The sequence below is a fragment of the Vibrio sp. T11.5 genome (assembly GCF_027587155.1).
Classification (GTDB): domain Bacteria; phylum Pseudomonadota; class Gammaproteobacteria; order Enterobacterales; family Vibrionaceae; genus Vibrio; species Vibrio neptunius.
The window spans coordinates 81,378-95,468 of record NZ_JAPPTP010000014.1 but is presented as its reverse complement, the minus strand read 5'-3'; the positions used below and the strand labels follow the sequence as shown (position 1 = coordinate 95,468).

Here is a 14,091-nt window from a genome sequence, read left to right as displayed (position 1 = left end):
ACCAGTACCACACAAAGAAAAGGCAGCGAATACGCTGCCTTTTTTATCTCTACTATTCGCGTGCGGACTGAATACGTAGCTCAAAATCAGGGTGAGTACTCATCCACTCTGGTACGTCCAGCATTCCTTGTTGCCTGATTAACTCGAACATGTCTGCCATCGGCACACTACTGCCATAGATATCCACCATCGCTTGTCGAGCATAAACGTCAGCTTCCAATTCAGCTTCACGAGAGTGACCATTGGCAAGGAAGAAAACTCCTAGCCCAGCCAAGTTATCCACTACTCCCGAACTTTCACCGGTTAATAGGGCAACGCCAACGGAAAGTAAGCTCGAGTGGACCAAGCTTTTTATCATATGGCGATGATGAATATGACCTAGCTCGTGAAGTATAATGCTATCGAGTTGTTGTTCATTCTCAGCTAGAGTGACCAAGTCGTCGAGCAACACGATTTTCCCACCTGGTAAAGCAAATGCATTGGCGCCAAGTTCTGAGGAGCGAAACACCACCTCAATAGGATAAGGTAGTGGTTCCAGCTGTGTGACATGCTGAATCACGCGTTGGCGGATCGCATGCTGCTCTTGCAGACTCAACTTGCTCTCTTGCCAGCGATTATCAAAGCTTTCGAGCACTTTATCGCCCAGCGTCACTGCTACATAATCAGGGATGGCGTTGGCGACCTTCTCACTGGTCCATGGCAAAACATAAAAGTAGCTGCCTAATACCACTCCAATACATACTGCTACTGACAACAGCCAGGCCAACCAGTTAGCTTCCATTTTATCAATAGTACTGCTTCTGCGATTTCGCTCCAGCCAGTGGCTGACGTCTGTAGTTCTCTCCACGACAAACACCCAGCCATCGGGGAATTTAAAACGCACAGGGAGATTACCAACAGGCACACTGATATCGGCGTATTGCTGGTCACAGCTGATGATTTTCCCATCAACACGCAAACTTAATGCGTTGGCTTGAGTGACATCCAACTTGGCAGGATGGCGCTCCGAGCTACGTGGCGGAAATGCCACCCCGTCAAATAGCATTAGCTGATTCCGATACCTAGATCAAAAGCCTGAGCTACTTCATCTGATACCGCTGATTTGACCGTTGAATCTTGATCTGTCGCTTTCAGTGCGCTCATATCACCGAACACAACGGTATTATCAGCAACATAGCGGGACGTTCTGACCATAACCCAAGGTCTGGCAATACTGAGGGTTACTACCTGCAATAAGAAGTTAGAGATCACCAACCAAGTGTACCCTCTCGCAGTTAGTGACGACTTGAAAGTGTATCGATTGTCTGACTCTTGCGCCGATTTTGCTTGTAGCTGATCAAAAATGTAATTGCGTAATCTTGTGGTGGTATACGCCGTCAGACCGATAGTCAGAATGATGATGGCTATGTAGGCCACAATAAACGTCACAAACTGAGATGCGCCCATAAACGAGCTTAGATCGCCACTCTGAAATGCGGTGAAATCGAAACCGCTGAATACCGTCAGAGACATCACAACCAAAAGAACAATCGACGCAATAATACCCAGACCAATCGCCTTTAGATAGGTTTTGAAGAAGAAGCCAGTTTCAAGTTCTGCACTGAACTTCCAGTCTCCGTATCGATAGCCATTAGAAAAATATCTATGTGCGCCAGCCACGACCCATGCATATACCACAGCCATGAAAACAAAAGAAGCAATACCCAATACCGTTGCTCCTACCGGCGAAACACTGGCGACTCCCATGACTACACCAACGTAAATAGCCACAGCCAGCAAAGCGCCTAAACCTCGTCCCATCAGTGCCACATATGCATCTTTTAATGAAGAGTCAAAAGAGAAATGAACATTGCGGTAACTCGTCATTGCGGCATCAAAGCGGGCATTGCTCCACAATAACCAAGGTAAAGCAATGTAAAAAGCCAGTAGTAGTACAGCACTCACTACTGGGAAAAATGCGTTAGCCACAGCCCAAATGACTAGAACTGCAACAGCGACTAAACGCCCTTTGAGGATTTGCATCGGCACAGCATGATACTCAAAGTTATCATTGTCGACATAGGTATTGCCGTAGAAATAGCGTTTTGTTCTGACCTTCGCCCAAGCAGAATAAATGCCCAAAGTGATGATGCTCAGCAGAACATTGACTATCCAAATGCCAAAGAATTCGCCTCCCTTCCCCTTAAAACTAATGGGATTCGTTATATGTTTTTGTTCCATTTATTACATTTCCTGACGTAGTTGACTAAAAAAACAAGGCAAATAATTTCTTACATTTCATTGCCATCGTCCATGTCTTAATAACAAGAAAATGCAACCAATTGATGTACATCACAAATAACATGAGTTATTGATACAATAATTTTACATATGGTAGACACCAAATTTGTTTCCTCATGAGATCTCAAATACTTTTTGCTTGGCTACCGTCATGTTAGCTCAACGCTTTTGTTGTTATTGAGCCAATCGAGTACGTGTCTTCTAGAATTACTTAAGAGGTCACCAAATAAGGAACCCAAATGTTGAAGAAATCACTAGCGGCTATTCCCTTGCTTCTCTGTTTGTTCATATCATCAGCCTACGCCGAAAACACGCGTAAAACCGTCAAAATCACCGCTGGAGATTGGCCTCCTTTTATCGGTCAAAGCCTAGAAGATTACGGTGTCGTCGCACAAACCATCAAGCAGGTTTTTGCGTTACAAGGTTATGAGGTGGTTTTCACTTTCTACCCTTGGGCAAGAGCTTATGAGAAAGCCCAAAGTGGTGAATATGATGCCACTGCGGTGTGGATGTTTGATGATGAGCGGACGGAACATTTCTATTTCAGTGAACCCGTATCACAAGAGCAATTTGTGTTCTTTCATCACAAAGACCTCTCCTTTGATTGGTCTACTATAGACGATCTAAAAGGCTACAAGATGGGCGGCGGGCTTGGTTACAGCTATGGGGAAGCTTTGGATAGACTAATTGATGCCAAAGAGGTCAGTATAAGCCGGGTCAACAGCCCCAGTCAGAATCTGTTGCGCCTTAACCACAAACGCATCCAAATCTATCCGGAAGAACGTCAAATCGGCATGTATCACCTAAACCAACAACCAGAAGAGATTCAGGGTAATATTACCTACCACCCAAAACCTTTTCTTAATAACGACGGCTTTGTCATGTTCTCAAAACTAAGCCCAAGAGGAAAAAAACTACTAGAGGTTTTTAACCAAGGGCTTATTAAATGGCATCAGCAGCAATCTCAAAGTAACTAAACGACACGGTTTTGCTCTCGCCCTTGATGAAAAGCGTTAATATTGTCCATCAGAATATTCGCTAGATTCTGTATCGATGAATCACTACCCCACGCCACGTGTGGTGTTAGGAGTAAATTGGGCAAATTCATATTGGCGAGTAGCGGATTGCTATCATCCGCTGGCTCTTGGCTAAACACATCTACGCCAGCGCCTGCAATGGTGCCCCGTTTTAAGGCCTCTAGCAGAGCCATTTCATCAACTAACCCACCCCGTCCGGTATTGATAAGCACACTATGAGGTTTCATTTGAGTGAGCTCTTGATGCCCAATTAAGTGATGAGTTCGTTCATTCAGCGGACAATGTAGCGTCAACACATCAGCCATCATCAACACCTGCTCAAATGGCAGGTAGCCATTTCGACAACGATTTGCGCCTTTATGTTCGGCGTAAATAACCTGCATCCCAACCGCCCTAGCCAGAGCCGCAGTGGCCTGCCCCAAAGCTCCAGAGCCAACAACGCCCAAAGTTGATCCTGCTACGTCACCAATTGGGTGAGTAAAGAAGCAAAACTGCTTATTGCGCTGCCATTCCCCATTAGCAATATCATTGTGATAACCGATTAGATTGCGTTTAAGGGCAAATATCATCCCAATCACATGTTCAGGCACCGATTGAGTGGCATAGCCTTGCACGTTTGTGACGGCGATGCTTTGCTCGCGGCAGTAATCAATGTCGATGTTGTTGAAGCCAGTAGCCGAGACAGCGATCAGCTTGAGCTCCGGCAGTTGACGCAATACTGCCGCATCTAATACGACTTTATTAGTGATCACGATTTGAGCGTTTTTCAACCGCTCAACTACCAGCTCAGGGCTGGTAAAATCATATTCAATCCATTGATGATCAAAAGGAAGGTGAGGTAATTCGATATGAGTTGGGATCGTTGCACGATCCAAGAATACAACATTCGGCAGCGACATAGTTTCTCCTTTCGCTGCCTGTAATGAAATCATGGACGCGGCAGCGCTTTGTAATCAGGCAATTCTCGCACAGGATCGAAATAGTTAAAGATCAACGCCTCCGCTTCAGGATAAAAATCACAAGGAACAAAAATACTGCGTAAGCGATCATCTTGAGGGTGGTAAAAACTCAATTCAGCCGCATGCAGTTCAAGACGGTTGGAGAATTCAAAAGCTTCTCCTTGTGAATAAAATTCATCTCCGACAATCGGATGCCCTAAAGCCTGCATATGCACACGCAACTGATGTGAACGCCCTGTAATAGGCAGTAACCTAACAATGGTGGTCTGCTCCTCCCGCTTCGCCACCTCAAATAAGGTTTGAGATGGCTTACCCTGATCAAAACAGACTTTCTGCTTCGGCCGATTTGGCCAATCACAAATCAGTGGAAGATCCACTTTTCCCTCTTGTTGTTCAACCTGCCCCCATACACGAGCATAGTAGACCTTATGCGTGAGGCGAAACTGAAACTGTTTTTTTAACGCCGACTCTGTGGGCTTGTTCTTGGCAAACAGCATCAAACCTGAAGTTGACATGTCAAGGCGATGAACAGGTTGGATGTCGGGATAAATGTCTTTTAAACGGCTCCACATACTGTCGTAGTGCTCTTCAGCCCTTCCAGGCACAGACAAAAGACCCGACGGTTTATTCACAATAAGGATGCCTTCATCTTCAAATACTCGCTCAATCCATGGCTCAGTCGGAGGGTGGTATTGTTGCATAGCCATAAAACATCTCAATCAGGTATAAAACGCAACCAGTATATCAGAGTCAGGCTTGTGACGGCGTTTCCACATCCTAGTATGCTTTAGCTTTTTTCATGTAAATAATATTTAACACACTGATTGCATGTGATATTCATACTTAAAGTTGACAAGAAATAATCAATAACGACAAAAACATCAAGGAACCCAAATGGAAACGATCTCCGCTTCAGAAAGCAAACCCAGATGCTCTCTGTCACAACTCATCCGCTCGCTAGGCCCAGGAATTATGATGGCCGCCGCTGCGGTGGGAGGATCACATCTGGTGGCTTCAACCAAAGCCGGTGCAATTTACGGTTGGCAGCTAGCCGCACTCATTTTGTTAGTTAACTTTTTTAAATACCCATTTTTCCGTGCCAGCGTACAGTACACCATGGGAACCGGAGAAAGTCTGGTCGAAGGCTACGCCAAGCTAGGTCGACCTTACCTATGGCTGTTTGTCGCACTCAGCGTCGTTTCAGGCGTCGTTAACACAGCCGCCTTACTCCTCTTCAGTGCTAGCTTGTTGGGTTACTTTATTCCTTTCGAGCTCTCGACTACGAGCTTGTGCTTAATCGTCTTAGTCACCTGTTTAACGATTCTGTTTGCAGGTCACTACAAAGCCCTCGACACCTTATCCAAAATCATTATGGCGGTACTGACCATCGCAACATTGACTGCGGTCACTATTGCCGCAGGTAACCCTGTCGAAGCGGCTCCCGCTTTTGAAGCGCCCTCACCTTGGTCCATTGCCGCTATCGGTTTTATTGTTGTAACCATGGGTTGGATGCCAGCACCGATAGAAATTTCCAGCCTGACTTCAATGTGGCTTAAAAGTCAGCAACACCACCAAAAGGTAACCGCTCGTTCTGCTTTGTTCGATTTCAATGTGGGCTACATCGGTACCGCTATTCTGGCGATTGTCTTCCTTGCGCTGGGTACTTTGGTCCTACACGGCAGCAATATTGAACTATCTCAATCGGGTGTAGGATTTTCACATCAGTTGGTTGGGCTCTACGCATCAACCATTGGAGAGTGGTCGCGTTACCTGATTGCAGCCGTTGCGTTCTTCTGCATTTTTGGCAGTACGATTACGGTGATTGACGGCTACGCTCGAGTGATTTCAGAATCTCAACGACTACTGCGTAAGCAAAACGAGATGAAGCATAAAGTGACTCAAGGTTGGATGTTACTTATCTCCGCAGCGGCACTGTCAATTATCGTATTCTGGGCGACAGCACTTCTACCAATGCTTGATTTTGCGATGATTCTGGCCTTTATGACCACACCGTTTTTCGCGCTACTTAACTATATTCTGGTTTCAAAATCTCAGTTGCCAGAACCTTTAGTGCTCAGCAGTAAACTGAAATGGCTCTCCATCATAGGCCTTGTCTACCTGTTTGGTTTCTTGGCGGTATTTGTGTGGTGGAAGTGGCTGATGTAGCCAAATATCGACCAACAAAAAAGGCCTTCAAATGAAGGCCTTTTACTGTAAGTGACATAAATCAGTTGTGAGAAACAACGATCATACGCAAAGAATCTAGTTGATATTGAGCTTGAGCAATGTAGCCATTGAGCTCTCTCATTTGCTCTTCAATCGCCGCCAGTTCTTCATCACGAATGTTTGGGTTAACCGCCTTCAATGCTTGCAATCGTTCTAGCTCTGCATTCAAGCTCGCCTGCATTTCCCGTTGCGCTTGCGCCCGGACAGCTTCGACCTTTTCGACTATAAGCGCTTCACCTGCGGTGATCATCTGATGCACCTGAGCCTGAACTGAAGACACTAATTTCGTCGCCATATGGCGGCCTACTGGGCTAAGCTGACGGTTAAAGCTTTCAAACTCGACCTGCCCTGATAAGTCACTGCCTTTGCCATCCAACATCAAACGAATTGGTGTGGTTGGTAGGAAACGACTGATACCGCTTCGTTTTGGCGCTTGGGCATCAACTCTATATACCAACTCAAGCAGCATAGTGCCTACTGGCAACGCTTTGTTTTTGAGGAGAGATACTGCGGCGACACCGACACCTTCACTCATCAATAAGTCGATACCGCCCTGAATCATCGGGTGCTCCCAACTGATGAAGTTCATATCTTCTCGAGACAACGCCGTATCACGATCGAAGGTAATTGTTGCCCCTTCGTAAGGCAAACCAGGGTAACTTGGCACCATCATGTGCTCAGATGGCGTTACTACCAAGGCATTCTCCCCTTTATCATCCTGATTAAGGCCAATGGTATCAAACAGACTCAACGCAAACGTCACTAGATTGGTATCACCATCGGTGGCCGCAATCTTATCGACTATCTGCTGCGCTTTTTCACCACCATTGGAGTGCATTTCCAGTAAACGGTCACGCCCTTGCTCAAGTTGAGACTTAAGCTCTTTGTTCATCGCTGCCGATTCGCTGATCACATCATCGAGTTCGGTAACGTCACCCGAAGCAAGCATTTCGATCAAACGATCAGAGAACTTGTCATACACCGCTCGACCTGTCGGGCAAGTATCAGCAAACGCATTCAGGCCTTCATCGAACCAACGCGCCAAAATAGCCTGTGAAGTTTGCTCCAGATAAGGGACGTGAATATCAATATCGCGGCTCTGACCAATACGGTCTAGGCGGCCAATACGCTGCTCAAGTAAGTCGGGGTTAAACGGCAAATCGAACATCACTAGTTGGTTTGCAAACTGGAAGTTACGACCTTCTGAACCGATTTCACTACAGATTAGTACCTGAGCCCCGCCCTCTTCCTGCGCAAAGTAAGCGGCCGCTTTATCGCGTTCTAAAATCGACATACCTTCGTGGAACACAGTAGCACGGATACCTTCACGTTCACGCAACGCCTGCTCCAGCTGAAGCGCTGTGCTAGCACGAGAAGCAATAACCAAAATCTTGTCACTGCGCTTTTGTTTGATCTTCTCAATCAACCAATTGACGCGTGAATCAAATTGCCACCAGCTGGCATCATCGCCTTCAAATTCTTGGAAGATCTCTTCCGGATAGAGATTTTTCAACGCACGTGCTTCAGGGCTTATTTTGCCACCAATCATGCCTGATACGCGCATCGACGTCGTATACTGCTGAGGAATCGGCATGGGCAGCAAGTTTACGTTGCGCACTGGGAAGCCTTTGATTGCTGCACGGGTGTTACGGAAAAGTACACGTCCTGTGCCATGGCGGTCCATCAGGTTATCAATCAGTTCCTGACGAGCTGCAGCTTTAGCTTCTTCTTCGCTATCGCTTTCAATAATGCGGAATAAAGGCTCAACATCCTGTTCAGACAACAATTCAGTAATCTGATTTTTAGCTTCATTCTCGAGCTGTTGGCCAGAGAACAACGCACTCACTGAATCCGCTACTGGCGCGTATTGTTCTTCTTCCTCAACAAACGCTTGGTAGTCATAGAAGCGGTCTGAATCGAGCAAACGCAGACGGGCAAAGTGACTTTCACGTCCTAGTTGTTCTGGGGTTGCGGTCAAAAGGAGTACGCCCGGGGTACGCTCTGCCAGCCCTTCAACCACCTGATACTCACGACTTGGTTTTTCTTGACTCCATTCTAAGTGGTGAGCTTCATCAACAACCAGTAAGTCCCATTCACCGTCAAGCGCTTGTTCAAAACGCTTGCGGCTCTTGCGCAAGAAATCCAGTGAACACAGCACATATTGTTGAGTATCAAATGGGTTATCCGCATCAGCAAATGCCTCGATACAGCGCTCTTCATCAAAAATAGAGAAGTGCAAGTTGAAGCGTCGCATCATTTCCACTAACCATTGATGCTGCAAGGTTTCCGGAACCACTATCAAAATACGTTCCGCTCGACCCGCCAGCACCTGTTGATGGATGATCATCCCAGCTTCGATGGTTTTGCCTAGACCGACTTCATCAGCTAATAAAACACGAGGGGCATGACGACGACCGACCTCATGAGCAATATATAACTGATGAGGAATGAGACCCGCACGCATTCCACAAAGACCACGCATTGGGCTCTTGTGCTGTTCATACTGGTTCATCAATGCACGATAACGGAGCACAAAATTGTCCATTCGGTCGATTTGACCCGCGAACAATTTATCTTGAGGTTTGTTAAAACGAATTTGATTGCTGAGCATAATTTCGCGCAGCACAACCTCTTGTTCTCCGCTGTCTTCGCGAGTACCTATATAGGTAAACAGACCTTGGTCCTCGACCACTTGCTCAATCTTTAGTGACCAACCTTGCTGACTGTCAACGACATCACCAGCGTTAAAGGTTACTCGGGTTACAGGAGCATCATTACGAGCGTACACTCGGTTCTCTTCAGAAGCTGCGAACATAAGTGTCACAGTGCGCGCATCCAATGCTACTACAGTCCCTAAACCTAAATCGCTTTCCGTATCGCTGATCCAGCGCTGGCCCAAAGCAAATGTCATGAATCGACTACCTCATCTGTTTAATTCAAAAATGGGTTTAATTATCTTAGTTGTTCTTGCGTGACTTGAAAGGCAACTGACGGGGAAGTAAATGGTCAGCAGTCAAGCCAAAAAGGTCGCTCATATTACTCGAAGCTGTGATATTGGTCACGTACAAACACCTCAAAAACCAACAAATTTTTCTCTATCTTTTGCATGACATCAAAGTGTAAGAAAAGAGTGGCAAATCTAAAAAAGAGAGTTGGAAATCTGACTTATACTCACAGATGAGAATGTAGACGATGGTGTCAATGTTTTGACTGGCACGAGAGATGCATTATTTCGGATGACGATCAATACGGGTTTGTAGCATATCAGCTAACCGACAGCGATCTCTGAGCGACTTAGCGACATGCTGCAAACAACCGCAGGTAGGCCATCATCACAAGCGATTGTGAATGGCAAACAAGCCGCATCACGGCAAGGAGACGCTTATGGGTGACACGGATCGGAAACTTTTTGTCCTAGACACCAACATCCTTCTTCATGAACCTTTAGCCATCTATTCCTTTCAAGAACACGACGTGGTCATTCCAATGACCGTCCTCGAAGAGCTCGACCGAATCAAAGACAGCAAACGCGACGTTGCCCGCGATGCGCGAGTGGCCATCCGCGCCATGGAAGCTATGTTCAAAGACGCCACACCAGATGAAATCTCTGAAGGCATTCCCATCAATCGAGATAAAGAAAATACCGGCCATATCTCTATTCTCGCCGATTTTGAGCTGCAAGAGACTGTTAAGGCATTTGCTGACAAAGCTGGCGATAATCGCATTCTTAATGCGGTACTTTATCTGCAGAACAAACGAGCACCACGTGAAGTGGTTCTGATCACCAAAGACATCAATATGCGCTTACGCGCCAAAGGGGCAGGCGTTCGCTTCGTTGAAGATTATCGTACTGATCAATTAATTGATGACGTTCAGTACCTAACTAAAGGCTTCCAACGAATCGAAGGTGACTTCTGGAGCAATATCGATGAGGTCGAGAGTAAGAACCTTGGTGGTCACACGTTCCATACCCTAGATCGAGAGCCTTTTGAGCCAACTTACATTAATCAGTATGTTATTGATGAAGAGAGTGATTTCGCAGGGCGAGTGGAAGACATCACCCCTGACAAGGTAACACTGAAAGATCTCAGCCGCGAGCGTATGATGCATCGTCGAGCGTGGGACATCACGCCTAAGAACATTTATCAAGGCATGGCGTTAGATGCCTTACTCGATCCTGATATTGATTTGGTGATTCTAACGGGGGCTGCGGGTAGTGGTAAAACGCTACTTGCTATGGCGTCCGCTTTGGAGCAAACCATTGAACACGGTATGTTCGACAAGATCATCGTCACACGTAATACGCCAGATATCGGCGAATCGATTGGCTTCTTGCCTGGCAGTGAGGAGGAAAAAATGCTGCCTTGGTTAGCGGCGGTAACGGACACACTGGAAGCGCTACATAAGCACGACCACTGCACTGAAGGCTCATTGAAGTACATCTGTGACAAAGCCAATATACAGTTTAAGTCGATAAACTTTATGCGTGGCCGCTCAATCCAAAACGCGTTTGTCTTACTGGATGAGTGTCAGAACCTGACCGCTTCGCAAATCAAAACCATCATTACTCGCTGTGGTGAAGGTACTAAGATAGTTTGCTCGGGTAACCTGGCACAGATTGACTCCCACTACCTCACCCCTGTTACCTCAGGGTTAACCTACATGGTTGAACGCTTCAAGAACTTCGAAGGCAGCGCCAATGTCCACCTAAATGGCGTCGTGCGCAGCCGTCTGGCTGAGTTTGCAGAAGAGAATTTATAGTCATGAAAAGCGGGATATTATTTATATCCCGCTACATTTTTAAAATAACTATTCACAAGCATCACATAACTATGTTTAACTAGTCCTATTAAAATAATGAGCAATGAAGGACTGAAGCATGGCTTTCAATCTACGTAACCGAAATTTCCTTAAGCTTCTCGATTTCACCCCAAAAGAGATCCAGTTTTTACTCGATCTATCTGCGGATCTTAAGAAGGCAAAATACGCGGGCACAGAACAGAAAAAGCTCGTTGGTAAAAACATCGCCCTGATCTTTGAAAAAGCCTCTACTCGCACCCGATGCGCGTTTGAAGTAGCAGCCTTCGACCAAGGCGCACAAGTTTCTTACATCGGCCCATCTGGTTCTCAGATTGGTCATAAAGAGTCGATGAAGGACACTGCGCGTGTACTAGGCAGAATGTATGACGGCATTGAATATCGAGGGTTCGGCCAAGAAGTCGTAGAAGAGCTGGGGCAATACGCTGGTGTACCTGTTTGGAACGGTTTGACCGACGAATTTCACCCCACTCAAATACTGGCCGATTTTCTTACCATGCTTGAACACGGTCGCGGTAAGATGCTCCATGAAATCAAGTTTGCTTACTTAGGCGATGCACGCAACAACATGGGTAACTCTCTACTGGTAGGTGCAGCAAAAATGGGCATGGACATACGTCTCGTCGCCCCTAAAGCTTTCTGGCCAGAAGAGGAACTGGTGGCAAACTGCCAACAGATTGCTCTACAAACAGGGGCAAAAATCACCTTGACTGAAAGCGTAGATGAAGGCGTTAAAGGTTGCGACTTCCTTTATACTGACGTGTGGGTTTCGATGGGCGAAGCCCCAGAGGCTTGGGACGAGCGAGTTGCTCAAATGAAGCCTTATCAAGTCAATATGGACACCCTAGATAAAACCGGTAACCCACAAGTCAAGTTCATGCATTGCTTACCGGCATTTCATAATGATGAAACCACCATAGGTAAAGAAGTAGCCGACAAATACGGTATGAATGGGCTGGAAGTTACTGAAGAAGTGTTCGAGTCTGACCACTCGATTGTGTTTGATGAAGCAGAGAACCGCATGCACACGATTAAAGCTGTGATGGTCGCAACACTCGGTTCATAACACCAACAAAAATTGCACCATAAAGCGTCGATGTAATCGCTTGCGTTAACAAATCTTCAGCGTATAATGCTCGGCAATTTGTCTGGAGGTAGTGACCAAATGCCACGTAAAACGTGTTCTACAAAACGATTTACATTAGGTAAGCCAAAACGCTTACTGGCTGGTCTTATTACTATTTCCACCGATTTTTAAAGCCTCCCTATTGGGAGGCTTTTTTATTGCCTAAATTGCAGATGGGACGATGATTATGACGAACACGCTTTATAACAAGCACATTATCTCAATTCCTGAGCTTTCTCGTGAAGAGCTGGAACTGATTGTCAAAACCGCAGGTCAACTCAAAGCAGAGCCTAATCCTGAGCTGATCAAGAACAAGGTGATCGCCAGCTGCTTCTTTGAGCCTTCTACCCGTACTCGTCTGTCTTTTGAAACCGCTATCCAGCGCGTCGGTGGCAGCGTGATTGGTTTTGATAATGGCGGTAACACTTCGCTAGCCAAGAAAGGAGAAACCTTATCGGACTCGGTTCAGGTTATCTCTTCTTATGTCGATGCATTTGTTATGCGTCATCCACAGGAAGGCGCTGCACGATTAGCTTCTGAATTCTCCAATGGTGTACCTGTCATCAACGCGGGTGACGGAGCGAACCAACATCCAACCCAAACTCTGCTCGACCTGTTCTCTATTGCCGAAACACAAGGCCGTCTCGATAACCTCAATGTTGCCTTTGTTGGTGACCTGAAATACGGCCGTACCGTTCACTCTCTGACGCAGGCTCTGGCGAAATTTAACAATGTTCGTTTCTACTTCATTGCGCCAGAGGCACTAGCGATGCCAGATTACATTTGTGAAGAGTTGGATGAAGCTGGTATTGAATACAGCATGCACACAGATATGGAAACCGTCATCCCTGAGCTGGACGTGCTGTACATGACCCGTGTTCAGAAAGAGCGCTTTGACGAGTCGGAATACGCGCACATCAAATCGGCCTACATCCTTACTGCAGCCCTGCTGGAAGGTGCACGCGACAACCTAAAAGTGCTACACCCGCTGCCTCGCGTGGATGAAATCACTGTTGATGTCGATAAAACGCCACACGCCTATTACTTTGAGCAGGCTGAAAATGGCGTCTATGCGCGTGAAGCCCTACTTGCCCTTGTTTTAAACCAATCACTGTAATCTGGAGAATCATCATGGCTAAAGAAACTCAATTGCAGGTTGAAGCAATCAAAAACGGCACCGTTATTGACCACATTCCAGCTCAGATTGGTATTAAAGTTCTCAAACTATTTTCAATGGATAAGTCAGAGCAGCGCGTCACTGTTGGCCTCAATTTGCCGTCTTCGGCCCTCGGTCATAAAGATCTGCTTAAGATTGAAAATGTCTTTATCACTGAAGAGCAGGCAAGCAAACTTGCCTTGTACGCACCACATGCCACGGTTAACCAAATCGAAAACTACGAGGTTGTGAAGAAGCTGGCTCTCGATTTACCAGAACAGATCAACAACGTCTTTGAATGCCCAAACAGTAACTGCATTACCCACGATGAACCTGTAGAAACTAGCTTTAAAGTATTCGAGAAGAAAGATAACGTTCGATTAAAATGTAAGTATTGTGAAAAAGTCTTCTCACGAGAAATCGTTACTGAGCGTTAATCATCTATTAATCATAAATTATCTATCCCTGCTCTCTGCTAGCAGGGATTTT

Annotated in this window: 11 protein-coding genes; 6 read left to right on the top strand and 5 right to left on the bottom strand. The window is 46.2% G+C overall.

Features of this window, described 5'->3' with window-relative positions; all coding sequences use genetic code 11:
- Nucleotides 1-52 precede the first annotated feature (52 nt).
- Complete coding sequence (locus OH455_RS14990) at nucleotides 53-1,045, bottom strand: M48 family metallopeptidase (protein ID WP_269981958.1); 993 nt, start codon at nucleotides 1,043-1,045, stop codon at nucleotides 53-55.
- Nucleotides 1,045-2,220: a YjgN family protein gene (locus OH455_RS14985; RefSeq protein ID WP_269981957.1), complete on the bottom strand. Its 1,176-nt coding sequence runs from the start codon at nucleotides 2,218-2,220 to the stop codon at nucleotides 1,045-1,047. The genes OH455_RS14990 and OH455_RS14985 overlap by 1 nt, the downstream gene beginning before the upstream one ends.
- A gap of 299 nt (nucleotides 2,221-2,519) precedes the next feature.
- On the opposite strand from OH455_RS14985, the gene OH455_RS14980 reads away from it, so the two are divergent.
- A complete protein-coding gene (locus OH455_RS14980; RefSeq protein ID WP_269981956.1) occupies nucleotides 2,520-3,257 on the top strand; it encodes a substrate-binding periplasmic protein in 738 nt (245 codons plus the stop codon).
- On the opposite strand, the gene OH455_RS14975 is transcribed toward OH455_RS14980, so the two are convergent.
- On the bottom strand, nucleotides 3,254-4,216 hold the full coding sequence (locus tag OH455_RS14975) for a D-2-hydroxyacid dehydrogenase (protein WP_269981955.1): 963 nt from the start codon (nucleotides 4,214-4,216) through the stop codon (nucleotides 3,254-3,256). The genes OH455_RS14980 and OH455_RS14975 overlap by 4 nt on opposite strands.
- 29 nt (nucleotides 4,217-4,245) lie before the next feature.
- The gene (locus OH455_RS14970; RefSeq protein ID WP_269981954.1) at nucleotides 4,246-4,983 is read right to left on the bottom strand and encodes a pseudouridine synthase; all 738 of its coding nucleotides are present in this window, start codon (nucleotides 4,981-4,983) and stop codon (nucleotides 4,246-4,248) included.
- A gap of 187 nt (nucleotides 4,984-5,170) precedes the next feature.
- Here OH455_RS14970 and OH455_RS14965 point away from each other — a divergent pair, with 187 nt between their 5' ends.
- The gene (locus OH455_RS14965; RefSeq protein ID WP_269981953.1) at nucleotides 5,171-6,442 is read left to right on the top strand and encodes an NRAMP family divalent metal transporter; all 1,272 of its coding nucleotides are present in this window, start codon (nucleotides 5,171-5,173) and stop codon (nucleotides 6,440-6,442) included.
- Nucleotides 6,443-6,503: 61 nt separating this feature from the next.
- On the opposite strand, the gene rapA is transcribed toward OH455_RS14965, so the two are convergent.
- Nucleotides 6,504-9,413 (bottom strand): RNA polymerase-associated protein RapA, encoded by a 2,910-nt coding sequence (rapA, locus tag OH455_RS14960; RefSeq protein WP_045977615.1) that lies wholly within the window; start codon nucleotides 9,411-9,413, stop codon nucleotides 6,504-6,506.
- Nucleotides 9,414-9,886: 473 nt separating this feature from the next.
- On the opposite strand from rapA, the gene OH455_RS14955 reads away from it, so the two are divergent.
- From OH455_RS14955 to pyrI, 4 genes are all read left to right on the top strand, one after another.
- Nucleotides 9,887-11,263: a PhoH family protein gene (locus OH455_RS14955; RefSeq protein WP_269981952.1), complete on the top strand. Its 1,377-nt coding sequence runs from the start codon at nucleotides 9,887-9,889 to the stop codon at nucleotides 11,261-11,263.
- A gap of 118 nt (nucleotides 11,264-11,381) precedes the next feature.
- On the top strand, nucleotides 11,382-12,386 hold the full coding sequence (locus tag OH455_RS14950; RefSeq protein WP_269981951.1) for an ornithine carbamoyltransferase: 1,005 nt from the start codon (nucleotides 11,382-11,384) through the stop codon (nucleotides 12,384-12,386).
- A 247-nt stretch (nucleotides 12,387-12,633) separates the two neighbouring features.
- Nucleotides 12,634-13,563 carry an aspartate carbamoyltransferase gene (gene pyrB / locus OH455_RS14945; protein ID WP_029236336.1) on the top strand — a complete coding sequence of 310 codons (930 nt, stop codon included), beginning with the start codon at nucleotides 12,634-12,636 and terminating at the stop codon, nucleotides 13,561-13,563.
- 14 nt (nucleotides 13,564-13,577) lie between these two features.
- Nucleotides 13,578-14,039 carry an aspartate carbamoyltransferase regulatory subunit gene (pyrI, locus tag OH455_RS14940; RefSeq protein ID WP_045977612.1) on the top strand — a complete coding sequence of 154 codons (462 nt, stop codon included), beginning with the start codon at nucleotides 13,578-13,580 and terminating at the stop codon, nucleotides 14,037-14,039.
- Nucleotides 14,040-14,091: the final 52 nt, after the last annotated feature.

Coding starts and splice junctions, on each gene's coding strand:
- OH455_RS14975 (WP_269981955.1), bottom strand. CDS start 4,216: ATGTCGCTGCCGAATGTTGTATTCTTGGATCGTGCAACGATCCCAACT.
- OH455_RS14985 (WP_269981957.1), bottom strand. CDS start 2,220: ATGGAACAAAAACATATAACGAATCCCATTAGTTTTAAGGGGAAGGGA.
- OH455_RS14965 (WP_269981953.1), top strand. CDS start 5,171: ATGGAAACGATCTCCGCTTCAGAAAGCAAACCCAGATGCTCTCTGTCA.
- rapA (WP_045977615.1), bottom strand. CDS start 9,413: ATGACATTTGCTTTGGGCCAGCGCTGGATCAGCGATACGGAAAGCGAT.
- pyrI (WP_045977612.1), top strand. CDS start 13,578: ATGGCTAAAGAAACTCAATTGCAGGTTGAAGCAATCAAAAACGGCACC.
- OH455_RS14990 (WP_269981958.1), bottom strand. CDS start 1,045: ATGCTATTTGACGGGGTGGCATTTCCGCCACGTAGCTCGGAGCGCCAT.
- pyrB (WP_029236336.1), top strand. CDS start 12,634: ATGACGAACACGCTTTATAACAAGCACATTATCTCAATTCCTGAGCTT.
- OH455_RS14955 (WP_269981952.1), top strand. CDS start 9,887: ATGGGTGACACGGATCGGAAACTTTTTGTCCTAGACACCAACATCCTT.
- OH455_RS14970 (WP_269981954.1), bottom strand. CDS start 4,983: ATGGCTATGCAACAATACCACCCTCCGACTGAGCCATGGATTGAGCGA.
- OH455_RS14980 (WP_269981956.1), top strand. CDS start 2,520: ATGTTGAAGAAATCACTAGCGGCTATTCCCTTGCTTCTCTGTTTGTTC.
- OH455_RS14950 (WP_269981951.1), top strand. CDS start 11,382: ATGGCTTTCAATCTACGTAACCGAAATTTCCTTAAGCTTCTCGATTTC.